The sequence below is a fragment of the Tenacibaculum sp. M1.3A genome (assembly GCF_057732375.1).
The window spans coordinates 331,037-356,720 of record NZ_JBYJEF010000002.1; the positions used below are offsets into that span (position 1 = coordinate 331,037).

Annotated in this window: 22 protein-coding genes and 1 tRNA gene; 9 read left to right on the top strand and 14 right to left on the bottom strand. The window is 31.7% G+C overall.

Annotated features, from left to right (window positions below):
• Positions 1–143 precede the first annotated feature (143 nt).
• From AC28QF_RS04185 to AC28QF_RS04210, 6 genes are read left to right on the top strand one after another with little or no spacing between them, the layout of a single operon-like run.
• A complete protein-coding gene (locus AC28QF_RS04185; protein ID WP_488200621.1) occupies positions 144–1,112 on the top strand; it encodes a M23 family metallopeptidase in 969 nt (322 codons plus the stop codon).
• Between the two features lie 18 nt (positions 1,113–1,130).
• Positions 1,131–1,460 (top strand): MerR family transcriptional regulator, encoded by a 330-nt coding sequence (locus AC28QF_RS04190; protein ID WP_483707100.1) that lies wholly within the window; start codon positions 1,131–1,133, stop codon positions 1,458–1,460.
• A gap of 13 nt (positions 1,461–1,473) precedes the next feature.
• Positions 1,474–2,070, top strand: a complete 597-nt coding sequence (locus AC28QF_RS04195) for a LemA family protein (RefSeq protein WP_488200620.1) — start codon at positions 1,474–1,476, stop codon at positions 2,068–2,070.
• Positions 2,071–2,072: 2 nt separating this feature from the next.
• Complete coding sequence (locus AC28QF_RS04200) at positions 2,073–2,513, top strand: TPM domain-containing protein (RefSeq protein WP_488200619.1); 441 nt, start codon at positions 2,073–2,075, stop codon at positions 2,511–2,513.
• A gap of 6 nt (positions 2,514–2,519) precedes the next feature.
• Positions 2,520–3,335, top strand: a complete 816-nt coding sequence (locus AC28QF_RS04205) for a TPM domain-containing protein (protein WP_488200618.1) — start codon at positions 2,520–2,522, stop codon at positions 3,333–3,335.
• A 13-nt stretch (positions 3,336–3,348) separates the two neighbouring features.
• A complete protein-coding gene (locus tag AC28QF_RS04210; protein ID WP_488200617.1) occupies positions 3,349–4,197 on the top strand; it encodes a hypothetical protein in 849 nt (282 codons plus the stop codon).
• On the opposite strand, the gene AC28QF_RS04215 is transcribed toward AC28QF_RS04210, so the two are convergent.
• The 10 genes from AC28QF_RS04215 to msrB all read right to left on the bottom strand — a co-directional run bounded on the left by AC28QF_RS04215 (position 4,190) and on the right by msrB (position 15,867).
• Positions 4,190–4,558, bottom strand: coding sequence for a DUF423 domain-containing protein (locus AC28QF_RS04215; protein ID WP_488200616.1), 369 nt, complete (start codon positions 4,556–4,558; stop codon positions 4,190–4,192). The two genes, AC28QF_RS04210 and AC28QF_RS04215, sit on opposite strands and share 8 nt — an antisense overlap.
• A 13-nt stretch (positions 4,559–4,571) precedes the next feature.
• Complete coding sequence (locus AC28QF_RS04220; RefSeq protein ID WP_488200615.1) at positions 4,572–8,228, bottom strand: metallophosphoesterase; 3,657 nt, start codon at positions 8,226–8,228, stop codon at positions 4,572–4,574.
• 27 nt (positions 8,229–8,255) lie between these two features.
• Entirely contained in the window at positions 8,256–8,837 is a 582-nt protein-coding gene (locus AC28QF_RS04225) for a nucleotidyltransferase family protein (protein ID WP_488200614.1), read from the bottom strand.
• A gap of 121 nt (positions 8,838–8,958) precedes the next feature.
• Positions 8,959–9,978 (bottom strand): XdhC family protein, encoded by a 1,020-nt coding sequence (locus AC28QF_RS04230; protein ID WP_488200613.1) that lies wholly within the window; start codon positions 9,976–9,978, stop codon positions 8,959–8,961.
• Positions 9,979–9,981: 3 nt separating this feature from the next.
• Positions 9,982–12,126: a xanthine dehydrogenase family protein molybdopterin-binding subunit gene (locus tag AC28QF_RS04235; protein ID WP_488200612.1), complete on the bottom strand. Its 2,145-nt coding sequence runs from the start codon at positions 12,124–12,126 to the stop codon at positions 9,982–9,984.
• Positions 12,127–12,129: 3 nt separating this feature from the next.
• Positions 12,130–12,609: a (2Fe-2S)-binding protein gene (locus AC28QF_RS04240; protein WP_488200611.1), complete on the bottom strand. Its 480-nt coding sequence runs from the start codon at positions 12,607–12,609 to the stop codon at positions 12,130–12,132.
• 2 nt (positions 12,610–12,611) lie between these two features.
• Positions 12,612–13,223: a hypothetical protein gene (locus AC28QF_RS04245; RefSeq protein ID WP_488200610.1), complete on the bottom strand. Its 612-nt coding sequence runs from the start codon at positions 13,221–13,223 to the stop codon at positions 12,612–12,614.
• 36 nt (positions 13,224–13,259) lie between these two features.
• On the bottom strand, positions 13,260–14,825 hold the full coding sequence (locus tag AC28QF_RS04250; protein ID WP_488200609.1) for a protein adenylyltransferase SelO: 1,566 nt from the start codon (positions 14,823–14,825) through the stop codon (positions 13,260–13,262).
• Positions 14,826–14,851: 26 nt separating this feature from the next.
• Complete coding sequence (gene msrA, locus AC28QF_RS04255) at positions 14,852–15,391, bottom strand: peptide-methionine (S)-S-oxide reductase MsrA (protein WP_488200608.1); 540 nt, start codon at positions 15,389–15,391, stop codon at positions 14,852–14,854.
• Between the two features lie 29 nt (positions 15,392–15,420).
• On the bottom strand, positions 15,421–15,867 hold the full coding sequence (gene msrB / locus AC28QF_RS04260) for a peptide-methionine (R)-S-oxide reductase MsrB (RefSeq protein WP_488200607.1): 447 nt from the start codon (positions 15,865–15,867) through the stop codon (positions 15,421–15,423).
• A gap of 171 nt (positions 15,868–16,038) precedes the next feature.
• Between msrB and AC28QF_RS04265 the strand changes: the two genes are divergently transcribed.
• A complete protein-coding gene (locus AC28QF_RS04265; RefSeq protein ID WP_488200606.1) occupies positions 16,039–17,247 on the top strand; it encodes a Pycsar system effector family protein in 1,209 nt (402 codons plus the stop codon).
• Positions 17,248–17,268: 21 nt separating this feature from the next.
• Here the strand turns inward: AC28QF_RS04265 and AC28QF_RS04270 are convergent, their stop codons facing one another.
• The 3 genes from AC28QF_RS04270 to der form a co-directional block, all read right to left on the bottom strand.
• A complete protein-coding gene (locus AC28QF_RS04270; RefSeq protein WP_488200605.1) occupies positions 17,269–19,662 on the bottom strand; it encodes a GAF domain-containing protein in 2,394 nt (797 codons plus the stop codon).
• 140 nt (positions 19,663–19,802) lie between these two features.
• Positions 19,803–22,574 (bottom strand): outer membrane beta-barrel protein, encoded by a 2,772-nt coding sequence (locus tag AC28QF_RS04275; RefSeq protein ID WP_488200604.1) that lies wholly within the window; start codon positions 22,572–22,574, stop codon positions 19,803–19,805.
• Positions 22,575–22,661: 87 nt separating this feature from the next.
• Positions 22,662–23,969 (bottom strand): ribosome biogenesis GTPase Der, encoded by a 1,308-nt coding sequence (gene der, locus AC28QF_RS04280; protein WP_488200603.1) that lies wholly within the window; start codon positions 23,967–23,969, stop codon positions 22,662–22,664.
• Between the two features lie 101 nt (positions 23,970–24,070).
• On the opposite strand from der, the gene AC28QF_RS04285 reads away from it, so the two are divergent.
• Positions 24,071–24,577, top strand: coding sequence for a GTP-binding protein (locus tag AC28QF_RS04285; protein ID WP_488200602.1), 507 nt, complete (start codon positions 24,071–24,073; stop codon positions 24,575–24,577).
• On the opposite strand, the gene era is transcribed toward AC28QF_RS04285, so the two are convergent.
• Positions 24,574–25,455 (bottom strand): GTPase Era, encoded by an 882-nt coding sequence (gene era / locus AC28QF_RS04290; protein ID WP_488200601.1) that lies wholly within the window; start codon positions 25,453–25,455, stop codon positions 24,574–24,576. The genes AC28QF_RS04285 and era overlap by 4 nt on opposite strands.
• Before the next feature lie 138 nt (positions 25,456–25,593).
• Here era and AC28QF_RS04295 point away from each other — a divergent pair.
• Positions 25,594–25,666 (top strand) — tRNA-Met (locus AC28QF_RS04295).
• The last annotated feature ends 18 nt before the right edge of the window (positions 25,667–25,684 follow it).

Here is a 25,684-nt window from a genome sequence, read left to right on the forward strand (position 1 = left end):
GCTCGAAATTTTGTTAAATAATTATTAAAAAACAACTTAATAAAAGTAATTTTAAAACATTTTGTAAATTTGTGTGTTGTCAAACAAAAGTTCTTAAGAGTTTTTGCTTGTTTAACGTGCACAAAAATAGTATATTTAGTATTATGGCGAAAGTAAAATATTATTACGATCCTGAGACGTTATCTTACCGAAAAATAGAGTCAAAAAAAAGCGAAAAATATAAGAAGTCCTTTTTAGGAGTTGTTAGTGTTTTATTGATTGCTTTCTTTGGTTTTATTGGGTTTAGTCAGTTTTTAATGTCACCTAACGAAAGAGCTCAAAAAAGAGAGATAGAGAATTTTAAGTTGCATACAGAACTCATATCCAAAGAATTAGTTGTGTTATCTGAAAGGTTGTCCGAGCTACAAGAAAGAGATGATAACATCTATAGAGCTTATTTTGAAGCAAGTGCTATCCCAGAAGAACAGCGTAAGGCAGGTTTTGGAGGTGTAAACAGGTATAAGCATTTAGAGGGGTTTAAAAATAGTGCAATGATTACCAATGCAACAAGAGAAATAGAAATATTATCGAAGCAGATGGTTGTGCAATCAAAATCACTAGACGAAATTGTTAGTTTGGCAAAAGAAAAGGAAAAAATGTTAGCATCTATCCCCGCCATACAACCTGTAAAAAATCAAGACTTAAAACGAATGGCGTCTGGTTATGGTATGCGTATGCATCCAATACTTAAAACTAGAAGAATGCATAATGGTATGGATTTTACAGCCCCAAAAGGTACACCAGTTTTTGCTTCTGGTAATGGTGTGATTGCCAAAGCTCACAGAAGTTCAACATTTGGTAAAGTAGTATATATAGATCATGGATATGGGTATAAAACTATTTATGCACACATGAGTAAAATTATAGCTAAAAGAAATCAGGAAGTAAAACGTGGAGATATAATAGGCTATGTAGGAAATACAGGACGTTCTATGGCGTCACATTTACATTACGAAATTCATAAAGACGGTAGGCCTGTAAATCCTATTTATTTTTATTACGGAGATTTAACTCCAGAAGAGTTTATTTCGATGCAAAAAGCATCACAGCAAAATGGGCAATCATATGATTAAATAGAGCTTGCTAAGAAAATGTATGTAGAACTACCTGATAAGAGATATTATAAAATAGGAGAGGTCTCTAAAGCTTTTAACGTAAATGTTTCACTAATTCGTTTTTGGGAACAAGAATTTGAGGTGATTAAGCCAAAAAAAAACGCGAAAGGAAATCGATTATTTACAAAAGAGGATATTGAAAATTTTAAGTTGATTTTCAATTTAGTAAAAGAAAGAGGTTTTACTTTAGAAGGCGCAAAACAAAAGCTAAAAAAAAATCCCGAAGATGTTATTAATAATCATGAAGTTATTAGTAGGTTAGAAAGAGTAAAAGCAGAATTACAAAAAATCAAAAATCAATTATAGAAAATCAATTATTATGAAAAAATGGTTAGTGCCTTTAGTTTTAGTCCTTGTAACTCTATTTTGGGGAGTTAAAGTAAATAACACAGCTTTTAAATTAAAACAAACAGTAACAAAATCTTGGGGAAATGTAGAAACTTCTTACCAAAGAAGAAATGATTTAATTGGGAATTTAGTGAAAACAGTTCAGGGAGCCGCTGATTTTGAAAAAGAAACATTAACTCAAGTGATTGAAGCGAGAGCTAAAGCTACTTCTACAACTATTAACGCTGGAGATTTAACGCCTGAAAATATGGCTCAATTTCAACAAGCTCAATCAGGTTTAAGTGGAGCTTTATCAAAGTTATTAGTTTCTGTAGAGCGTTATCCTGATTTAAAAGCAAATCAGAATTTCTTAAAGTTACAAGATGAGTTAGCAAGCACTGAAAATCAAATTTTGACTGCAAGAACAAGATTTAACGAAACAATAGAACCATATAATAATCACGTTGGAACATTGCCTAATAAATTAATTACTGGATTTTTAGGTTATAATGAAAAATCTTATTTTAAAGCAGATATTGGAGCAGAAAAAGCTCCGGATGTTGATTTCGATTTTGGCACAAAAAAATAAAAATGTCTAAAGTAGAAGATTTTCTGACAAAAGAAGAAGAGCAAGAAATTGTTTCGGCTATTAAAATAGCCGAACTCAATACTTCTGGCGAAATAAGAGTACATATAGAAGCATCATCTCATAAAGATGATGCTTTTAATCGTGCTTTAGAAGTGTTTCACTCTTTAAAAATGGATGAAACAAAACAACAGAACGCTGTTTTAATTTATGTAGCTGTTGAAGATCATAACTTTGTAATTTATGGTGATGAAGGTATTAATAAAGTGGTACCAACTAATTTTTGGGACACCACAAAAAACACCATGCAAAATCATTTTAAACAAGGCGATTTCAAAAATGGAATTGTTGAAGGGGTTTTAAAAGCAGGAGAGGAGTTAAAAGCTCATTTTCCTTGGCAAAAGGATGATGAAGACGAATTGTCTAACGAAATATCTAAAGGATAAATAACCTTGAAAAAAACTATACATATTTTATTTTTTGTAATCGGATTGTTGTTTGCTCAAACAACATTTTCTCAAGGATATAAAATTCCCGATAAACCAAAAGTACAAACAAGTGTTTATGATTATGTTGGTTTACTTTCTGACACTCAAAAAGCAACTTTAGAAAATAAATTAATTAAATATTCAGATACTACTTCTACTCAAATTGTGGTAGGAATTATCGATTCTACAAACGGTGAAAGTATCGGAATTTTAACTCCGAGATGGGCACAGGAATGGGGAATTGGTCAAGCAAAAGAAGATAACGGTGTTTTTATTCTTTTAGCAAAAAACGATAGAAAAATATGGATTTCTCCTGGATATGGAGTAGAACATAAATTAACTGCTGGAATTGTAGGTGAAATAACGAGAAATTATATCATTCCGCAATTTAAAAGAGGCGATTTTTATGCTGGTTTAGATGACGGATCGAACGCTGTTTTTAAAGTTTTAAATGGTGAGTACAAAGGAACTCGTGAAAAATCTAAAAAAGGTAAAGATTATAGTTTCATCATCTTTATTATAATTGTAGTCGTCTTTTTTATCGTTATTTCTAGAGGAAATAAAGGAAACGGAGGTGGTGGAAAACGAAATTATAGAAACTCAACATCAAGAAGTATTTTAGAAACTATAATTTTGAGTAACGCAGGTCGAGGTAGTTTTGGCGGTGGCGGTGGCGGTGGTTTTGGTGGTTCTTCTGGTGGTGGATTTGGTGGCGGAGGCTTCGGAGGAGGTTTTGGTGGCGGCGGATTTAGCGGTGGTGGTGCTGGTGGTAGTTGGTAAAACAGTTTTTTTGATGCAGAAAAGCCTTATTTTAATATCTTTTTTATTAATAGTTAGTTGTCAGAATTTTGGTCAGCTAAAAGTACTTGCAGATTTACCAAATTCTTTAAAAGAAGTTTCAGGAATAGAAAAGACAAGAAATTCTGATTTATTATGGATGCTAAATGATAGCGGAAATAAGCCTGTTATATACGGCGTTAATACCAACGGATATATTATAAGAGAAGTTGTTGTTAATGCTAAGAATAACGATTGGGAAGATATAACATCCGATGAAAAAGGGAATTTATATATTGCTGATTTTGGAAATAATAACAACAAGCGAGAAAACTTAAAAATACTCAAAATTTCTCATCAAGATATAATAGACAAAGATGTTGTTGAGGTAACAAAAATTAAATTCTCTTATCCAAAACAACATAAATTTCCGCCTAAAAAGAAAGATCGTTTTTTTGATGCAGAAAGTTTATTGTATCAAAACGGATTCTTATACGTTTTTACAAAGAGTAGGGTGAAAGGCAAGTATGGTAAAACGACTTTGTATAAAATTCCCGCAATAAAAGGGAACCATGAAGCAAAGTACATTTCAACTTTCGAAAATTGTTCTGATATACACTGTTCAATAACCGCTGCAACCATATCTCCTAACGGAAAAAAAGTAGCCTTGTTAAATCATCAATCGGTTTTTGTTTTTACGAATTTTAATGATGATGATTTTTTCTCAGGAAATGTAAAAGAATTTGCATTAGAACATGTTTCTCAGAAAGAAAGTATCAGTTTTAAAGACAATACAATACTTTATATCGCCGATGAAAAAACAAAGTCGTTAGGTGGTAAATTATATGAGTTTAAGATTAAATAAACTCGAGTAGTAACATAATCCAACCTGCAACTAATAATAAGCCACCTAAAGGTGTAGTTGGTCCTAAAAACTTCATTTTTTTACCTTTAGCATCCGACAAAACTAATCCGTAAATACTAAAAGAAAAAAGAATAATTCCGATTATGAAAGACCAAGCCATAAGTTGGTTTGGAATAGAAAAAGAACTCCCTATAAATAATAAAACAATTGCGTGATACATTTGGTATTTTACGCCTGTTTCAAACGATTTTAATTGTTCTTCGGATACTATTTTTTTTAAAGCATGTGAGCCAAAGGCACCAAAAATTACAGCTAATCCGCCAAATAAGGCGCCAGATATTAATACTATTTGTTGTGTCATTATTATATTTATATTAAAAGTTGAATCCCATTGCAAACGCGATTCTTAAACCATCGTCACTATTAAAGACAGAAAGGTTTCCTGTCATCATATTAGCAGCATTAAAGAAAATCCCACCACCAATAGAAGTATTCCATTTTTTAGGATCTACGTTTTTAAGCCATACTTTACCATAATCAAAACCACTATAAACACCAATATGTAATGGTAATAAACCTGTTTTTAACTTCCTTAAATTTAAGCGAATATCAGTACTTTGATAAAATGCATTTTTACCTATAAAGCGCTCATTTCTATAACCTCTTAAGCCATTATTACCACCTAAATTTGCACCTTGATAAAATTCATAGTCATTACCAAAAGTAACATGACCTTTAAACTGTGTAGCGAATACGATTTGCCCGCTAGAAACTAATTTATAATCAAAAGAAATAGAAGGAATAAGGTACGTAAAATTGTTGTTATTTTCTAAATTAGAAGTGTAACCAACCTGTAAATATGTTTTCATTCCCATAGTTGTAAAAGCAGCATTGTCTGTGTTTTCGAAAGAATAACTAGCTTCTACATTTAAGAAATTTTGATTATTAAAATTAATAGGTTGTGTTGAAATAAAACGATTAGGAGTTTGATCTACTTTAAAAGATTGGTAATTTAAGCCTAATTTTATTTTAGCGCCAAGATCTCCTACCCAATAAACAGAGGATCCTGCTATGATTTTTCTTATTTTTACTCGGTTGTAATCTCTGTTTTCAATGTCATCAGCTTCTAAATTTATTGAGTTGTTACCAAAATCAAAGAAATTTATAGCATAGTTAGGGCTTGTATACATTGCGTTAAAACCTAAGTTCCAACGACCAATAATATTAGCAAATTCACTAGAGTAATTTAATTCAAATCCAGTAGTAGCAAAATAATAAGCTGCAGATATTTCATGCTGTGATGTAAACGGATTTCTTTCAAAGCCAAAAGTGGTATACGTGTTTGAAATACCTATTTTAAGACCATCGTCTGGATTAAACCCTAAGTAAGGAGTAAAAACATTTGCGTTGTTTTTTAACTTCTTATAATTGTAAACATTTGTTTCATAATCGTCAGTCAATTTTACGGAACCTTTATTGGTAACAAAAGTGTTTTTCTTTGTTTTGTGATCGTATATTTTTACTTTTTTACCATTTGTAATATTATATGTATCGTTGTTTTGACCTCCAATAATTCTAAGTTTAATTAAGTCTTTACCGGTACCTTTTACAACAAATACATCATCATCATCTAAACCATATATCCAAATTTCTTTCGTTTGTGAAAAATTGTATGTTTTTTGATGAAAAACAGTACCTTTTTCACCCTTTTTTATTCTGTATGCTGTAACTTTTGTTTGTCCGTTAAGTAATCTCTCTATTTCAAATAAATCATCTTTTTGCGTACCTTTTATTACTTGAAATTTATTAATATCGTTAAAATAAGTATCAGATATCTTCTGTAAGTTTTTTCGTCTTCCTTGTAGTTTTCTTTTGATGGTGTTTATGGTCTCTCCCTTTACTTCATCAGGAAAATCATTAAAAGCTTTATCTATAATATTATCTGTAATATTAGTGGTAATATGTTTTACTTGCGCATCCCAAACGTTTTTATCAGATTGGTTTATTAAAAACATATCTAAAGGGTACGGCTCTAAATTAAACCATTTAGGGCTTTCCATATCTTCTCCATAAGCTTGCATTAAGCGCAAGGCAGGAATCATTTCAGTAGCTAAACTTAAGAGAAGACCGTCTCCCATAATAGAAAAAGCTTGATCTCTGTCTCTAGGAACTGGTCGGTAAATAGTATGTTCACCTTCTTCAAAAACAGCCCAACGCCATTGGTCTTCATGCCTGTCCCAATCACCAATTAACATATCAAATAAACGGGCTCTGATATAAGAAGATTCATCTAATTGGTGCTTTTCGTTTTTAGCTAGTTTTTTTAATAAATCGTCTGTACTTATTATTTCATTAGAAAAACCAAAACTAGCTTTGTCTCCATGGCCAGAGGCAGCACGTTCTTCTATCATATATAATTCGTCGCCAAATTCAGTATTAAAAGAGCCTAAAGTGTTTTGTTTTGGCACATAATATAAAACAGGATTTGTGTGATAAATTCCAACAGCATCAGATAGAGTTCCGATAACAAATGGTGCGTATGGATGCGAACCTGTAAAAGCATCTAGCAATAAACCTTCGGTATATGTTTCGTCGAATTGACCTTGTATGTATTGATCTTTAAAAGCAACAGCTTGTAAATATTGAACAGCATTTTTTCGCAAAGCCCGCATTACGTATTCTCTTCCTTCTTTATCACTTAAACGCAACGATTTAGATTGGTTACCGCCTCCTTTTCTTACAGGTGTTAATCCACCAAATAAGGTATCTAGTTTTACGGTTGGCACGGTTACTTTTGTGCTAAAATATTCACGATAACGTTCTCCCCAAAAATGCTTGTAAAAACGACTTTTAGTTGTTTCTTTATCTGTATAAACAGCCGCTTTTTTTTCTGTTATTTTAAGAGCAGGATATGTCGTAAAGGTTTTGTTTTTATCTGCGGATAATACTTCCGTCTCATAAACAACTTTATCATCATTTACAGCATAAAAGCGCACATTAGAAGAACCGTCTTTATAAACATCTAATTTAGCAAAACCCTGACTTCCATAAGTGAATTTTGCACCGCCCGTTAATTTAGTAGCGGTAGTTTTAGAGCCAGAACCGCTTATTATCTGCGGAATATTATCTTCAACAATGTATTGTAGACTATGCTCATGACCCGAAACAAAAATAGTTTTATCGTTTTCTTGCGCTAATGTTACAATATGTTTTTTTAACTCGTTGTATTTTTTGTTTTGCAAATCGGTATTTGTGATGCCTGTTGTTTTTCTTAAAACATTTTTTAAAGTTCCTAAAACGGGTAAGGGAGTCATATGACTAATAAGGGAGTAGTAGCCACCATGAGAACCATTTGTAAACATTGGATGATGCATTGCGATAATGGTTGTTTTACCTCTTGCTTTTTTGATTAATCCTTTAAATTCCTCAAAAAATTTTACCCTTGTTTTTATTTCGCAGTTATCGTTTATTTTAGGGTGATTATCCCAATTAGTAACATACCAATGTGTATCAACAATAATTAAAACAACATCTTCAGATATTTTTACTCTTTCTAAAGGGCAACCACTTTCTGGTAAAAAAGAGTTTTTACCTAATGCTTTTTCAACTAATTTCTCTTCTCTTTTTAATCCGTCTAAGCCATTATACCAATCATGATTGCCTGGAATAAAAATAGATTTTCCCGCAAATTTTTTAGCAATTGCCGTTTGCGCTTCAATTCTGTGTTTTGCTAAAGAGTATTTTTTGTCTTTTTTAGAAGGAATACCTGTTTCATAAACATTGTCACCTAAAAAAAGTAGTGTAGCATTTTCGCTTGCGCTACTAATGTGTTTATCTAAATATGCCAAGGCAGGCGATACAGAGTCTAATTCAGAATTTCCTGCATCACCAATTAAATAAAAAGAGTGCGCAATTTTCTTGTCAGATTTTGTTTCTTTATTTTTTTCCTTAGCCGCATATTGAGCTTTAAATGTAGCACAGCTTGTTATTAAAAAAAGAGTGGCAAAATATAGAAAATATCTAAAGTTCATAAAGTGATTAATTGAACTGTAAAAATACTATTTATTGATTAGTTTTTGATAATCTTCCTTCGTATCAATGTCAACTAAGTTAAAAAGCGGCATTTTTATAGTTTCAGATACATGATTGTTCAAAAAAACCGAAGCACCTCTATCACCTTTTAAATTTAATAATTGATTAAAATAGTTTTTTGGAAAAATTGCAGGCACACCTATTCTTGTTTCATAGTTAGAAACTATTATTTTCTTCGGATTTTCTTCAGATGCAACTATCAACTCATCTAAATACTTCGGGTTTATATTTGGTTGATCGGCTAGCATAATTAAAACGGAATCGAAATTTTTAGCAATCATGTGGTTTACTCCAGCTACAATACTTGTGCTTAGTCCGTTTTTAAAATCAGCGTTAAAAATGGTTTCAATTTTATATTGATCAATTTGTTCTTTAATTATTGCGGCATTTGCTCCCAAAACACAATAAATAGCGTTTGCTTTTGATGTTTTTACTTGTTCAATAGTCCACCCTAACAGCGTAGTTTTTTTATAAGGAAGTAATTGTTTTGCGGTTCCCATTCGAGAAGAATTTCCTGCAGCAAGTATTAGTATTGCAATTTTTTTCATTCTTGATTAGTATTATTTTAAACGGAATTTCAATTTTTATTGCCATTACGAGTAAAGCAAAGTAATCTGTTTTATTTAGTGAGAGATTACTTCATTGCATTCGCAATGACGTATTTTGAAATTAGGTATGTATTTTTCCTGTAATTTTTTTTAAAGAAAAAACTTCCTTTTTGCGAACTACGGATAAGATTTCAGCTAAAATAGATAAAGCAATTTCTTCCGGAGTTTCTGCACCAATATTTAAACCGGCAGGTGTGTGTATTTTGTCTAAAAAAGTATCACTTATTTCAGGAGCGAAATCAAACAATTCATTTAGTAATTTTTCACGTCGTTTTGCGGCGCCTAAAATACCGATATAAACAGGGTTTTGTTCTTGTAATTTTACGAGCCAACGCAAATCATACGTAAAATTATGATTCATTATCACAATTGCTGTGTGCTCATTGATATCATCTAAATCAATAATTTCTGGTGTTTGTGCTACTACCGATTTTGCTGTAGGAAAATCTATTAACTCTTTTGGGTCGTTAATAGATGTAACCACATCTACCTCCCAACCTAGTTGCGTTGCTTGTGAGCATAATTTTACAGCATCGTGCTCTCCACCAATAATCAATAAACGAAATAAAGGTTTTAGTGTTTGTTCGAAAACGAGTGATTTATTTTTTTCTGTTGATTTAAAACCTTCATGAAAAGTAAATTTATAGCTAGTATCAAACTGAATAAGAGAGCCAAAATCGCCAAAAGCTTCATCTTCCTTTTTGTAAAAGGATTGCATTTTAAATGATTTTCTATTGGATAAAGTATCAGAAAAAGCATTTATGAACGCTGTTGAAATTTTAATAGGTTCTAATAAAATATATAAAACTCCTTCGCAGCCTAATCGATAACGCCCATCGTAGGTTATAACTTTTGATTTTTGATTTCTAAAAACCGATTGCGCTCTTCGTTGTACTTCTTTTTCTACACAGCCACCACTAACAGCTCCAATCATTTTTCCGTCGTCAGATAGTAACATTCTAACTCCGGGTTTTCTATACGAAGAACCATCTAAGTCAACAACGGTAGCTAATACGTTTTGTATTCCGTTTTGTTGATTTAAAATAATTTGCTGTATAATTTCTATGAATTCGTGGGTCATGTATTAACTTAATTTTAAAGGTAAAGAAGTTAATCGTTTTCCTGTTAATCGATAAACAGCATTTGCAACTGCTGCCGCAATTGGGCCTAAAGGAGGTTCGCCAACTGCGCTTGGTTTATCTATACCTTGTAATAAGATAACATTAATTTCTTTAGGAGCATGTTTCATTAAAGCCATATCATAAGGCCCATAAATTGTTGGGTGTAATTGTCCTTCTTCTACAAACATTTGTTCATGCATAGAGGCACTCATACCCATTATAATTGCACCTTCACATTGTGCTCTTACTTGATCCGGATTTACTGCAATTCCGGGATCCATAGCACAGGTAACTTTATGTACTTTAATTTGATTGTTTTCTATAGAAACTTCAGCAATTTGTGCACAAGGTGTTCCTGCATCTGTAGAGGCGGCGAAACCCATTACACGACCGTTTTCTGCTTCATTTTTATAATTAGCACTTTTTTTAGCCGCTTTAATAACTGCTTTTAATCGTTTTCCGTTTTCATCGTCCTGAATATGAGCTAAGCGGAAATCAATAGGGTTTTTACCTGCTTTTTCGGCTAAAACATCCATCATACTTTCCCATGCAAAAGTATTTGCTAATAGTCCTAAACTACGCCACCAACTGGTTGCAAAAGGTAGTTTTACATGCCAAGAAACTGCACGGATATTGGGAATTAAACCATATTGGCAAAATCCACCACGAACAGCACCAATATCGGCACCTAAAATAGTATTTATAAAACCTGGTAGTATTGCCGAATCTATAGCAACATCTCCACTAGAAAAATCGTGACGTATAGCTTTTATCATACCATCAGAATTTAAGGTTCCTTTTACAACATGATGTGTTGGCGGACGAAACATATCGTGCTGAAACTCTTCTTTTCGGGTAAAAAAATATTTTACGGGCTTACCAACTGCTTTTGACATTACAGCTGCCTGAACAGCATGTGGCGTGTGTAATCTGCGCCCAAATCCTCCACCTAAATAAGTGGGGATTACATTAACATTTTCTTCATTAATATTTAAACGAGCAGCAACTTCTTTTCGTGTAATAGCCACTACTTGTGTAGAGATTTTAATAGTTGCTTTATCTCCTTCAACAAAGGCTAAAACTCCATTAGGCTCCATTTGTGCATGTGCTCCAATCGGACTTTTAAATTCCATCGAAATACTTGCTTCTTCCTCTATATCATCGCCTATTTTTTGAATGATAGTTGGATTTCCTTTACCAACTTTCATCATTTCTTCAATGTTTTCAGTATTTAAAGTGTTGTTATATTCCCATTTAACCTTAATAGCGTTTTTAGCATTTAAAGCTTCTATGTAAGAATTAGCAACTACACCTACAAAATCATCTTCTTTAATAATTTTTATAACTCCTGGTAATTTTTCAGCATCAGTAGTATCTGCACTTATAAATTTTGCTCCAATATGTGTTGCGCGAACAACAGCACCATGTACTATATTTGGCATTTCTGCATCCATTCCAAAAATCGGATTTCCAAAAACTTTTGCATTTAAATCTATACGTGGTATTGGTTTTCCTACAAATTTATAGTCACTAATATCTTTTAGTTTTGGTGTATCAGGAATTTCCCAATCGGTAACATCTTTAGTAGTTTCTAAAAAAGACATTGTTTTATTTCCGTCAGAAAAAACACCTTTATTTGCTTTTAAAGTGCTAGCTTTAATACCTAATTTTTTAGCAGCTTCTATCTTTAGCATTTCGCGAGTTGTAGCTGCTAATTCACGCAGTGGTTGCCATAAACTAGCAATAGAAGTACTTCCGCCTGTGGCGAAAGAATCTAAATTTCCTGTAGCAGTTGCTGCATGTACAACATCAATTTGTTTTATAGAGACACCTAGTTCATCAGCTGCAATTTGCGCCAAACCAGTAAAGGTTCCCTGTCCCATTTCTACCTTTGGAGAATGTAAAATAATGGTGTTGTTTTTTGTGATTTCAAACCATATCATTGGTTTCATTCCGCTTCCTGAATAAGGAGATTCTGCCGAATTTAAATATCCTAAAACTTCTCTACGTATAGGGTTTCTGAATAAATAGGTTCCTACAGCAACAACACCTATCGTACCGAGAGCTCCTCGAACCAAAAATTTACGACGTGATAATTTAGCACTCATAATTTAAGATTTTAAAAGATTAGTATTGTTTAATTCTGCTGCGCGATGAATTGCTTTTCGCATTCTATAATACGTTGCACAACGACAAATGTTTACAATATTTTTGTCGATATCATCATCTGTAGGGTTTGGGTTTTCGTTTAATAAAGCAGCAGTTGCCATCATAAAACCAGGCTGACAATAACCACATTGAGGAACAATTTCTTCTACCCAAGCTTGTTGAACGGGATGAGGATTTTCTTCGGTTCCTAAACCCTCAATAGTCGTTATTTTTTTACCTTCTGCAAATTTAACAGGAAAAGAGCAAGAACGAACAGCTTCATCATCAACATGTAAAGTGCAGGCACCACAAGCGGCTTTACCACAACCAAATTTGGTTCCTTTTAAGTTAAGCATATCTCTAATCACCCAAAGTAAAGGTGTATTGCCATCATCAATAGTAATTGTTTTTGATTGGTTATTTACTTCGAATGTTATTTTCATAATTATTTAGTTGGTTTATTAGGAATTATGGCTCCGTCTTTAAACCATTGTTTTACGGTTTTTTTATATTCTTCTAACGAAACAGGAGGCAATTCTCTTTGAATTCCTTCGGCATTTACGCCAGGATTCCATGCCCATAATACGAGTTCGTGTTCAATTAAATGATGCATTGTTTCGTTAGGTGTTCGCCCACCGTTTCGTTTTGTATCCATCATAGATGCTGCAATTTGATACCTATCTAATCCTTCCCAAAACATTTCAGGAGGAGCTAAAGACCACTCAGGTGCACCTGGAACTCCAGAATATTTATTGTTTTCTGTTTGATGACAAGTTGTACACTTTGTGGCTTCGAAACCTAAGTTATTGGTTCCTCTAGACATGCCAAAATAATGAGGATGCGAATCCTCACCTTGTTTTGGTATATTATCATTAGGGTGGCAATTCATACAGCGTTTGTGCGTAAGAACATCCATCATTTTATTAAAGTTATCTTCGTTTGTGGTGATCGAAGTTACTGCAGTGTATTTAGGTTGAGGTTTTTTTAAATTTGCGGCGATAACAAAACTTGTTATAATTAAGAGTAAGGCCACAAACCATTTGCTTTTAAGTTTCATATAAAAATTATAAGTCGACCTAAAGTTACTCTTTTTTTAAGAACTACAACTTAAGGCAGAACAACCAACTTTATGACGTGCCCATTCTGGTCGTTTTGCAAACCATTTTTTATGTTCTAATTGCTCTGAATACGGATTTTTTAATAATTCATATAATTCATTAATTAATTTATAATCCCCTTTATCAGCGGCGTCAATTGCTAATTGAGCCATGTAATTTCTAAGTACATATTTGGGATTTACTAAATCCATTTTTTCTTTTCTTTCTTGGTCAGAAAAAGTTTCTTGTTGTATTCTTTTTAAATAACGATTACACCAATCTGCCCAATGGTTTTTTATTTCATCTTTTAGTTCATCAATCGTATAAAAAGAATCTTTAATTTTTTTGAAAGCGTTCTCAGAATCATCTTCTTTAGAAATATTTGATAAATTTCTAAAGAAAATAGTCATATCAGTTTCTGTTAACTGTAAAGTTTCTTCTAACCTGCCAATTAACTCTTTGTCGTTTTCATCCTCAGAAAATAAACCTAATTTAGATTTCATCATTTCATGTTGCTTCTGGCTATAAATATCAGCATAGACATCTAAAATATCTTGTAAAGGAGCTACTTCTTCAATAAGCGGATACAAAGCATTTGCGAGTTTAAATAAATTCCATAGTCCGATTTGCGACTGATTCCCGTAGCGATATCGCTTATGTTGATTGTCTGTTGTATTGGGTGTCCAACCAAAATCGTATCCTTCTAACCATCCGTAAGGTCCAAAATCGATTGTTAGTCCGAGAATCGACATGTTATCGGTATTCATCACTCCGTGTACAAAACCAACGCGTTGCCAATGCACAATCATATCGATGGTTTTATTTCTTACTGCTGTTAAAAAATCGAGATATTTTTGTTTTCCTTTGGATGTAATTTCAGGATAAAAATGTTTAATAGTATAATCCGTCAACTTTTTTAAAGTAGGATGATTTTGTCTTGCAGATAAAATTTCAAAGTTACCAAAACGGATAAAGTTTGGCGCCAAACGAGCCACAATTGCTCCTTTTTCATACGCAGGATTCCCATCGTATAAAACATCTCGTAAAACATCATCACCAGACAAACTTAATGATAATGCGCGGGTGGTTGGAACGCCTAAATGAAACATGGCTTCGCTGCACAAATACTCTCTAATTGAAGAGCGTAAAACGGCTAAGCCATCTGCGGTTCTAGAATACGGGGTTTCACCTGCGCCTTTTAATTGAATTGCCCAGCGTTTATTATTGTGTACAACTTCGGTTAAGTTAATAGCACGACCATCGCCTAACTGTCCTGCCCAATTACCAAACTGATGTCCGCCATAACACATCGCAAACGGATGCGTATTTTCGAGCACTTTATTCCCTGTAAAAACCTTTAGAAAATCATCAGATTTTGTATCTTCTTCAGATAAACCAATTGCTTCTAACATTTCTTTAGAAACGTGAATTAATGTTGGATTAGCTGTTTTTGTAGGTTTAACATACGAAAAACAAGCGTCTAAAACTTGTCGGCGTTCACTTCCTGTAATTTTATCAGCAGGTAATTCGTTATTAAAAGTGTCTTGGATATTTAGTTTCATAATTTTTTAACAAAAAAGTGTTGTGCTTACTTTAGTTTATCAGCATGTAGTTTTCTGAGTCTTGCTAATTTTGGTTCAATAACAAATGTACAATATCCTTGTTTAGTGTTTTCGACATAATAATTTTGATGCTCTTGAGTAGCCTCATAAAAATTAGTGTAAGTAGTTATTTCTGTAACAATTGTATTATCATAATAAGGCTGTATTTGTTTTAAAACTTCAGTAGCTATTACTTTTTGCGAATCATTATGGTAAAAAATTACAGATCTGTATTCTGTACCACGATCTGCTCCTTGTTGGTTTAAGGTTGTAGGATCGTGTGTTGTCATAAAAATAACCAAAATATCTTCGTAAGAAATAATAGTAGGATCAAAAGTAATCTGTATAACTTCTGCATGCCCTGTTAAGCCAGAACACACCTCACGATAGGTTGGGTGACCAGGAACATTTCCGCCAGCATAACCCGATACTACTTTTTCAACTCCTTTTACTTTTTGAAAAACAGCTTCGGTGCACCAAAAACATCCACCTCCTAAAGTAGTAGTTTGTATATTTTTAATTGTCATTTTTTATTCTTTTTTATTAAGTAGTGTGATTATTTTACACCTAATTGCATAGATTCAGAGTTAACACAATATCTTAATCCACTTGGTTCTGGTCCGTCAGGAAAAACATGTCCTAAATGTGCGTCGCAAGTATTGCATAAAACTTCAACTCTAACCATTCCTAGTGTGCTATCTTTATGATATTTAATAGCGTTTTCGGTAATAGGTTGCGTAAAACTCGGCCAACCAGAACTTGAGTCGTATTTAATAGTAGAGTCAAATAAAGGCGTGTTGCAACAAATGCAATTGTATTGCCCTTCGTTATAAGTAGTACATAATTCACCTGAAAAAGGGCGTTCGGTTCCTTTTAATCGTGTAATTCTAAATTGTTCTGGAGTTAATAATTCTTTCCATTCAATTTCAGTTTTTTCAACTCTTTTTGTTGGAGTTGGATTTTCGCTCACAGCAAAATGAATAATTTTTTTCCAGTTTAACATAATAATTTTTTTATTTAAATTTAGACAAAAAATATAGCACATAATCAATTTATAAACTGACTATGTACTATATGTTAATGGAACTTAACAAATATATAGTCGGTTTTAAGACTTCAAACTTACACTTAATAATAGTTAAATATTATCTTTAATTTAGCAAAAACCTTTTTGATGGAAAATTTATTAAAAGAAGCAGAAAATTTTGTAATTAATCTCTTAAATGAAGAATTGAATCCATCATTTGTATATCATAGTTTATCCCATACACAAAATGTAGTAGAGAAGACAAGAGAAATAATAGAAGGCTTAGAAATCGAAGAAAAATCAGCGAATAAATTACTGTTAGCAGCATGGTTTCATGATGTAGGATATATAAAATCTATTGAAAATCATGAAGAGGAAAGTATAAGAATTGCTGAAGATTTTTTAAAAAAGCAAACAATTTCTGATATTGAAATTACTGAAATTTCTAAATTAATTTTGGCAACTAAAATGGGGGTGATACCCCAATCTGAATTAGAGAAAATAATTTGTGATGCGGATTGTGCTCATTTAGGGAGTAAGAATTTTAGTGATTATACTTCTTTATTAAGAAAAGAATGGGAGTTAACTAAAGATTATGTAGTTTCTGATTCGAAATGGAATGCGGAGAATATTAGTTTTTTAACAAAACATAGGTTTTATACCGTTTTTGCAGCTAAGAACTGGAGTAAAGGAGAAAGTAAGAATTTAGCACAATTATTGAAGAAACAAAAAAAATCAATCCAAGAAAACAAAAAAATAAAACAAAAAAAGGCTGTATTAGATTTTAAAAAAAATAAAGTAACGTTACCAGAGCGAGGTATAGAAACAATGTTTAGAGTGGCTTTAAGAAACCATATAACTTTAAGCGATATTGCAGATACTAAGGCAAATATTTTATTGTCGGTAAATGCAATTATTATTTCTATGACACTGTCTACTTTAATTCCCAAATTAGATAATGCTTCTAATCATTATTTAATTATTCCATCTATTGTATTTATTTTGTTTACTGTTGCATCTATTATTTTATCAATAATGGCAACGAAACCTAATGTTACAGAAGGTAAGTTTACAAAGGAAGATGTAGCAAATAAAAAGGTAAATTTATTATTTTTTGGAAATTTTCATCAAATGAATTTACAAGATTTTGAGTGGGGGATGGAAGAGATGATGAAAGATCGTGATTATTTATACGGCTCACTTACAAAAGATTTATATTTTTTAGGGCTTGTTTTAAATAGAAAATATAAGCTATTAAGAATAACTTATACTGTTTTTATGATTGGTATAATTGTAAGTGTTATTGCTTTTGCAGTAGCTTTTCAAATACAAGAAACTAGTGTTGGTTTGTTATAGAGGATTAAGAAAATAGAAAATTTATTGTTTAAATTCTTCCATTAGTTCATCAATAGATATTGTTTTTTTACTATCAAAATTTTCTTGATAAATCACCTGAACACGCAATGCTTTTAGGCCAGATACACCTTGTAAATCTTCTAGTTCAAGATTTTCTACTTTACCGAGTAATTTTTTAGATTGTAAAAAGCTAATGTATTTTATATACTCTCTAGCATCTTTATCTTGCGAGTATACGATTGCTATTTTACCAGGAATAGTTAAACGTTCTTTAGTTTTTTTAATATGTGCTTTGTCAATTCGTTTTTTTATAATTTCATACCTTATATTATAAGCACCATCTACGTCGAATTGTTTTTCATCCATTTTAAATTTTATGGATAAAGGATTGCTATGAACCAATATTAAAGAAGCGACTTGCAAGTCGTGCTGCATAGATTTACGAGCTGTATTTGCAACGTTTTCCATCTCGCACATTATTTGTAATTGCCATAAACGAAGATTGTAAAGATAAAGCTCGTCGAACTTCTTTTCTTTAGTTAAAGATTGCCCGATATACATATTATATTCAATACCGTCTGTTTTATAACGTTCGAAATAATGAGGAAACATAGCTTGGGCATTCTCTTGTTTTAAATCGATAAATTTTGCTAGTTTGTCATTTAATAGCGTTACGCTTTGCTCGTAAGCTTTTCGTTTTTCGTATACAACATGTAAGTTATTATCTAAACGATTTATATAAGTGTTTACAATTAAACTTAAGTCGTTGTTTATTTCTTTGATATGTTCAAATACGGGATGAATTTCTCGCTTTAAAAAATCTAAAATACCAATTTCATCACCAGCTTTTAATCCCTTAAGAACATCGGCTGCATATTCATTTAAACGAAACATCAACTCGTTGTATATTGGTAATTTTTCTGATTTACATGCTTTTTTAAGTACTGATATAGCTAAAGTAAGTTGTGTTATTAAATCTTCTTTAATAGCTTCGTTTCTGGCAAAAGAAGATTCTTTTATGTCTGATTGCCCATATAAAGGATATATGTCTTTGAATACGATTTGTTCAATCTTTACATTTTCTTTTTTAGAATAAAGATCGTATTGATATTGCTCTGCAGCCTCATAAAATTTCCACTTTACAGTGGGATGTAAAGAAGTGTAATGCTTTTGAATGGTAGCTTCTAAAATGTTTATATATTCTTCGGATGAACGATCTATCGCAGCTTTGAAAACTGGAATAATATCTGTTAATTTTTGTTGATTAACAGAATTTAATTCATACGCTCTTGGAGAGGCAATTTCTAAAAGTGCTAAATCATTATTTTCACTAGCTTTAATAGGAATTAGTAAAATACTTCCTATATTTTTTGCTTTTAGTCTTTTTGAAAAAGGGTTGTTTTTTGTAGCTTTTCCATAATTTTCGACATCAGAAATAGCAACTATTTCTTGAGCATTGAAAATTCTAGAGATTATTGAACTACAGAAAAAAGTGTCGCAAGAAATTCTTTTTTCATCATCTAATAAAATAATACTTTCAGATTTTTTAATACGAGTTGATTGTAAAGATAAATCAGAAGTGTCGAACACAGAAAAACCAACCTTTAGATCTTTAATGTTGTAAAATTCACTTAAATCTTTGCGGAGTTTTTCAACAATACTACCGTCGTCTTTTTGTAATAAACTGGTTCTTATTGATGAAATATTTTCATCGGCAGTTACATCAAATAAATTCATAATGCCGAAGCCTTTAAAAATATAACTTCCAGGGGGGAATTTTTCTTTCCAAACATCAATATTATCATAATTATCTAAAAGAACTTTAATATCGTTTTGAGTAATTTTAGGAGCATAACTAGAAGGAGTAATATCCATAAAATCACCATTAAAGGCAACTCTGTAATGTTTAATTAAATCGTTTTCTTTATCAGGAATATCAAAGAAAAAGGGACGCTTTAAATCTATCGGATATTGGTATACAGTATTTAAAATAAATGTACAAGCCATTATGTACATTTTATCATCATCTAAGTCCCTAACTTTTAATTCGTAATCATCGCCTGCATTTTTAAGTATGTTTTCTAGACGTTCTGTGAATTTAAAAGTTGTGAAAGAAAAAGGTATTGTGGCAGCTTTAATTTCATTTAAAGTTAATATTTCTGGAAATAAAGCTTCTAATAAAACATCAATAATGGCTTCGTGTTTTTTTAATAACGAAATGTCAGAGAAACCAGAGATAAGTTCAGGGTGTTTTTCAACCTCTTTTATAATTAAGTTAGCAGATGCATTAAAAGGATGATCTTTAGAGTTGTGATTAGCATACTCTTTAATCATGTTGTAGATTTTCTCAAAACTAATGTTTAGTTGTAAGGGTAAATCGATGTTCTTAATCGTTTGTAATGCTCTAACTTTCATGAAATTATTTTCTTGAGTAATTGCAAATTTACAAAATTGTAGTGAGTTAGCCGTTTTGCTTACAATTGCTTTCGTTAAACAATAAGTATAAAAAAAGTCCTTATTTAAATAAGGACTTTTTTTGTGCTGTATTTCTTTGATTAAAAACGCATATTATAATCTCGTATTTTTCCTTTTTTACCTAAACTATTAAATTTCCAGCTAAAGCCAAGCATAAAATATCTTTCTAATACAGTACTTTCAGAATCTTCAATATAATTAGAAGTAGCTCTTCGTTGTGCGTTTGTATTTTGACTTAATAAATCATATCCTTTTAAACTTATAGTTCCTTGATCTTTTAAAATTGAGTAGGCTAATGTTGCATTCCAAAACCAAGCAGCTTTGTTAAAGCCAACAACATTAGGGTTGTAAGTGTATTTAACATCGTTTCGCCATTCTAACTTTTTTGGGAAGTTTGTTTTTGTTCTTATTGTTAATGAATGGCTTGTGAAATTTTGATTTTGGTTTGTGTTTATATCGTATTTCGTTTTTGAAAAAGAAACATCATAACGTGTTTCAATAGAAATAAGTTTATTCCATTCTAAGGTTACACCTAAATTAGGTCTTAAAGCAGTTGTTTGTGCACCTTCTTTAATATTGTTAACAATGTTAAAGTTTTTAAACGCACTAATGTTAGATCCTATCCTAAGCTTTAAGGAAGTAATAGAATCTAATTTTACTTTTTTACTATAGCTACCGCCTCCCCAAAGATCATAACCGCCATCAGTATTTTCGTAAGTTGAGTTTCTAATAAATTCATCAGAAATAGATGTGTTAGAAATAATTTGATTCTTAAACATACTACCACTAACATATAAATAGATACCGGTACCAGCTTGCCAATTAAATTTATTAAAATTAATATAAGCTCTGTGGTTTTGAGTTGGTTTTAATTCTGGATTACCAGTAATTATATTTGATGGATTACTAACGTTTTCGAAAGGTTGAATCTGATTAATACTAGGTACTCTGTTTGTTAAACGATAATCTAAATATATAGAAGCTTTCGAGTCGAATCGGTATCTAAAACCAGCATCTAAAGCAATGTTATTAAACTTTTTGTTTAAACTTAGTTCAGGACGCAATTTGTCGTTGTTTTCTAAAGTTCTGTTTACAAAGCCTGTCTCGAAATTAAAACGCCATTTTTTGGTCTTATAAATTAACTCTAAAGAAGGTGTTTTTGCGATGTCGTTATAGGTGAAATCAGAACTTAAATTTTCATTAAAATCGGTATACTGTTGCGAAGAATTATTAAAATCATATGTGTCTTGCTTATTTTCTCTTTCATCACTTTGATAGCTGTATTTAGCGTCTAAAAAGAATTTTTTTGCAACTAAAGGAAAACGATATGTTACCATGGTGTTTAAACCTACTAAATTATCTGATATGGTACTTTCTTGATCTCTAGTTTCAGAGCTTGGGTTACTTCCAAACACTTCAATAGTTGATTTGTTTATTTCATCTGTATTAGATTCATCTACTTGATTTGTAATAGAAGCCTTTATAAAAGCACCTTTTGAACCTAGTTTTTTAGTAATATCAATAGTATTTTTAAAACTATTGGCACTAGATTTAGCATATGAATTACTCGTATAATTGTTGGTAAGAACATTACTTTCACTTAAAGACTCTTCTTCTCTAGTATTATTTCCTTCTCTTTTATTAAAAACAAAAGAAGGACTTATGTTAATTAAAAAAGTTGAATCTATTTCGATATCAAATTCGGTACTAACATTATGGTTGTGATTTTCATCATTTGATGTAGATGTTGCATTGGTAAAATATTTTCTATCAGGAAGCGTGTATTCTTTATTGCTTTTAGAAGCATCATTAGAAGAACTACCAGAATAAAAATAATTGGCATTTACGTCAACTCCTTTTCCGTATTGATTAGCATATGTTGCTCCAGCAGTTTTAGATTTTACAATTCCGCTACCTCCACCAAAACGTCTACCGTTAATACTAAAGCTACCATTGCCACCAATCCAGTTATTCCCACCGCCAAACATTTTCTGAATCTCCCCAAAACTAAAACCAGGTGAGTTTATATTGTTTGTACTAGCCAAAACACTAAAACGTTGATCGTTATCGAAGCGATTCACCATTGTAGCTCCTTCGTAGCGTTTGTCGGTTCCTGCACCGCCAGATACTCTACCAAACCAACCTTTATTATTTTCTTTTTTAATGGTTAGATTTATCGTTTTGTTGTTTGCGTCTCCTTTTTCACCAGAGAAAGCTTCAGATTTTGATTTTGTATCTGTAATCTGAACTTTTTCAATAATTTCTTTTGTCAGGTTTTTTGTAGTAATACTAGGATCATTCCCGAAAAAAGGTTTCCCGTTTACTAAAATTTTATTTACTTCTTTACCGTTAACGGTAATTTTACCGTTTTCATCAACTTCTACGCCAGGTAGTTTTTTTAATAAATCTTCAACATTAGCATCCTTTTTTGTTTTAAAAGATTTTACATTAAACTCTAAAGTATCTGTTTTAATGGTAATAGGAGCTCTAGAAGTAACAACAACTTCATTAAGTAAATTACTTTCTTCATCTAAATTGATGTTACCTAAGTCGAAATTTAATTTTTCATCTAAAGAAATAACTTTAGTGAATGTATTCATACCTACGTATGATATAAATAGTTTTAAATCTTTGTGGTAAGATTTGCTTTCTAGAGAGAAGTTTCCCTTATCATTAGAAATTGTATAAGAAACAACAGCGCTGTCTTTTACTCTCTCTAAATGTATTGTAGCAGCTTCAATTGGTGTTTTTTCTTTCTTAGAATTTATCTTACCAGTTATTTTAAATTGATAAGATTGTGCTAACATATTTGTAGCAAGTAGTAGGGTAAAAAATAAAAGTAGTTTTTTCATCTTTCTTTAATAGCAAGTTAGTTTAATAACTAGCAAAGGAAATGAAAAAACTACTTTTAAAATAGTTAATTTATGTTAAAGCTATTTTTATTTTTGTCTAAAATAGATAATTATTGGTACTCCGTTAAAATTGTAATGTTGACGAAGTTGATTTTCTAAATAACGTTTGTACGGTTCTCTAATATACTGCGGTAAATTTGCGAAAAAAGCAAATTGCGGCGTATACGTAGGTAACTGCATACAGTATTTAATTTTTACGTATTTTCCTTTAATTGCTGGAGGTGGGTTTTGAGCTAAAATCTCTAACATCGTTTCATTCAATTTACTTGTTTGAATACGACGTTTTCTGTTTTCAAAAACCTCAACAGCAGATTCGATTGCTTTAAAAATACGTTGCTTTGTTAATACTGAAGTAAATATAATAGGAACATCACTAAAAGGAGCGATTGTTTGTCTTATTTTAGCTTCAAAATCACGCATGGTATTTGTTTCTTTCTCAATTAAATCCCATTTATTGACAAGTATAACAACACCTTTTTTGTTCTTCTCTGCTAACCAAAATATTTTTTCATCCTGCCCTTCAAAATCACGAGTTGCATCAATAACTAAAACAGCAACATCACAATGTTCAATAGCACGAACAGCTCGCATTACAGAATAAAACTCTAAGTCTTCTTTTACTTTTGATTTTTTTCTAATCCCAGCAGTATCTACTAAGTTAAACTCAAAACCAAAACGATTGTATTTTGTATCGATAGAATCTCTAGTTGTACCAGCTATATTTGTAACAATATTTCTGTCTTCACCGATTAAAGCATTAATAAAAGATGATTTTCCGGCATTAGGACGACCTACAATTGCAAAACGAGGAAGTTCGTTTTCTTCAACTTCTTCTTCTTCTTCAGGAATTTCTTTGGCAACCGCATCTAGTAATTCACCTGTTCCACTTCCGTTTATAGAAGAAATAGTATGGTAGTCACCTAATCCAAGGTTGTAGAATTCAACAGCATCTGCATCACGCATTGCGTTATCTACTTTGTTTACAGCCATAATAAGTGGCTTCTTAACTTGTCGTAACATTTTTGCAACAGCATCATCCATAGGAGTAATTCCTTGCTCAACATCAACAACAAACACAATAATATCAGCTTCTTCAATAGCTAGCTGTACTTGTTTGCGTATTTCTTCTTCAAAAATATCATCCGACCCGACAACATATCCACCAGTATCAATTACAGAAAATTCCTTTCCGTTCCATTCAGACTTTCCGTAGTGTCTATCTCTTGTAACTCCACTTACAGAATCTACAATAGCTTCACGACGTTGTACTAAACGGTTAAATAAAGTGGACTTACCTACATTAGGTCTTCCAACAATGGCAACAATACTACTCATTATGCAAAAATTTGTGCAAAGATACAACTTACGTTATGAAATTAAGCGAAATTTTTAATAGTATAGTATTTTTACTACATTGTGTGGAATATTATAAAAATATGAAGGAGCAATTATATAATCAGATTTTTTTAAAACCAAGATTTCAAATTGATTTTAATATGAATTCGGTGGTTTTGTTAAGTGAAATTAAAAAACATTTATCGGATGTAACAATATATGAAATGAGAATGGTGGACAATTATGTAATTATTGATGTACCTATAAGGGAAACTCATTTTTGGTCACCTCAGTTATACCTCGAAATAGAAGAACTGTCTGAAACAACTTCTTTAGTTAAAGGATTATTTGGACCGAAGCCACAAGTGTGGACATTTTTTATGTTTTTACACTTCGTTGTGGCTATCGCTTTTTTAATTTTTGGAGTAATAGTATACAGTAATTGGTCTTTACAAAAGGTGTCTGTATTTCCTGTTGTAATGCTTGTCGTTTTACCTGTTCTATGGATAATATTTTACTTTATAGGAAGTTTAGGAAAAGCTACAGGTAAAAAACAAATGGATGGATTAAAAAATTTCACGAAATTATTATTGCGAAAGATAAATTAATCTTTATAACCAAAGCGTTTTAATTGACGATCATTAGATCTCCAGTTTTTATTCACTTTTACATAAAGCTCTAAAAAAACTTTTTTATCAAAAAACACCTCTAAATCTTTACGAGATTCTGTTCCTACACGTTTAAGGGCTGCACCTTTATGGCCAATTATAATACCTTTTTGAGTATCACGTTCTACCATAATAATAGCACGAATTTTTATGATGTCCTCTTCTTCTACAAATTCTTCAGTTTCTACTTCTATAGAATATGGAATTTCTTTTTTGTAGTGTGTTAGAATTTTTTCACGTATTTTTTCGTTAACAAAGAAACGTTCTGGTTTGTCTGTTAATTGATCTTTAGGATAGAAAGCAGGGCCTTCTGGTAATAACTCTTTAATTTTTGTGAAGACAGAGTCGATATTGAATTTTTCTAAGGCAGAAATTACATATACAAAGGCATTTGGCACTTTGTTTTTCCAGTATTCAATTTTCTCTTCAACCTCTTCTTGTGATGATTTATCAATTTTATTTAATAATAATATGACAGGAATTTCACTGTGAATTATCTTATTAAAGAAAGCTTCATTTTTTAATTCCTTTTCACCAACTTCAACCATGTAAATTAATACATCGGCATCATCAAAAGCAGCTTTCACAAAATCCATCATAGAATGTTGCAACTCATAAGCAGGTTGAATAATTCCTGGAGTATCAGAAAAAACTACTTGATGATTATCGTCATTTACAATACCTAAAATACGATGCCTTGTAGTTTGAGCTTTAGATGTGATGATTGATAATTTTTCGCCAACCAATGCGTTCATTAATGTTGATTTACCAACATTTGGGTTCCCGATGATGTTTACAAATCCTGCTTTATGTGTCATGGGGCAAAGATAAGTTGTTTCAATTAAAAAAGGATTTTTTTATGTAGCTGTTATTGTTGTAGTTAAGAAAAAGTTTGTTTTAAAAAGGTATTTTGTTAGGATAGAAGGAATAAATAGCGGTATATTTGCACTCGAAATCGCGGGATAGAGCAGTAGGTAGCTCGTCGGGCTCATAACCCGAAGGTCACTGGTTCGAGTCCAGTTCCCGCTACTATAAAACACCTTACTT

Coding starts and splice junctions, on each gene's coding strand:
- AC28QF_RS04185 (WP_488200621.1), top strand. CDS start 144: ATGGCGAAAGTAAAATATTATTACGATCCTGAGACGTTATCTTACCGA.
- AC28QF_RS04190 (WP_483707100.1), top strand. CDS start 1,131: ATGTATGTAGAACTACCTGATAAGAGATATTATAAAATAGGAGAGGTC.
- AC28QF_RS04195 (WP_488200620.1), top strand. CDS start 1,474: ATGAAAAAATGGTTAGTGCCTTTAGTTTTAGTCCTTGTAACTCTATTT.
- AC28QF_RS04200 (WP_488200619.1), top strand. CDS start 2,073: ATGTCTAAAGTAGAAGATTTTCTGACAAAAGAAGAAGAGCAAGAAATT.
- AC28QF_RS04210 (WP_488200617.1), top strand. CDS start 3,349: ATGCAGAAAAGCCTTATTTTAATATCTTTTTTATTAATAGTTAGTTGT.
- AC28QF_RS04215 (WP_488200616.1), bottom strand. CDS start 4,558: ATGACACAACAAATAGTATTAATATCTGGCGCCTTATTTGGCGGATTA.
- AC28QF_RS04220 (WP_488200615.1), bottom strand. CDS start 8,228: ATGAACTTTAGATATTTTCTATATTTTGCCACTCTTTTTTTAATAACA.
- AC28QF_RS04225 (WP_488200614.1), bottom strand. CDS start 8,837: ATGAAAAAAATTGCAATACTAATACTTGCTGCAGGAAATTCTTCTCGA.
- AC28QF_RS04230 (WP_488200613.1), bottom strand. CDS start 9,978: ATGACCCACGAATTCATAGAAATTATACAGCAAATTATTTTAAATCAA.
- AC28QF_RS04235 (WP_488200612.1), bottom strand. CDS start 12,126: ATGAGTGCTAAATTATCACGTCGTAAATTTTTGGTTCGAGGAGCTCTC.
- AC28QF_RS04240 (WP_488200611.1), bottom strand. CDS start 12,609: ATGAAAATAACATTCGAAGTAAATAACCAATCAAAAACAATTACTATT.
- AC28QF_RS04245 (WP_488200610.1), bottom strand. CDS start 13,223: ATGAAACTTAAAAGCAAATGGTTTGTGGCCTTACTCTTAATTATAACA.
- AC28QF_RS04250 (WP_488200609.1), bottom strand. CDS start 14,825: ATGAAACTAAATATCCAAGACACTTTTAATAACGAATTACCTGCTGAT.
- msrA (WP_488200608.1), bottom strand. CDS start 15,391: ATGACAATTAAAAATATACAAACTACTACTTTAGGAGGTGGATGTTTT.
- msrB (WP_488200607.1), bottom strand. CDS start 15,867: ATGTTAAACTGGAAAAAAATTATTCATTTTGCTGTGAGCGAAAATCCA.
- AC28QF_RS04265 (WP_488200606.1), top strand. CDS start 16,039: ATGGAAAATTTATTAAAAGAAGCAGAAAATTTTGTAATTAATCTCTTA.
- AC28QF_RS04270 (WP_488200605.1), bottom strand. CDS start 19,662: ATGAAAGTTAGAGCATTACAAACGATTAAGAACATCGATTTACCCTTA.
- AC28QF_RS04275 (WP_488200604.1), bottom strand. CDS start 22,574: ATGAAAAAACTACTTTTATTTTTTACCCTACTACTTGCTACAAATATG.
- der (WP_488200603.1), bottom strand. CDS start 23,969: ATGAGTAGTATTGTTGCCATTGTTGGAAGACCTAATGTAGGTAAGTCC.
- AC28QF_RS04285 (WP_488200602.1), top strand. CDS start 24,071: ATGAAGGAGCAATTATATAATCAGATTTTTTTAAAACCAAGATTTCAA.
- era (WP_488200601.1), bottom strand. CDS start 25,455: ATGACACATAAAGCAGGATTTGTAAACATCATCGGGAACCCAAATGTT.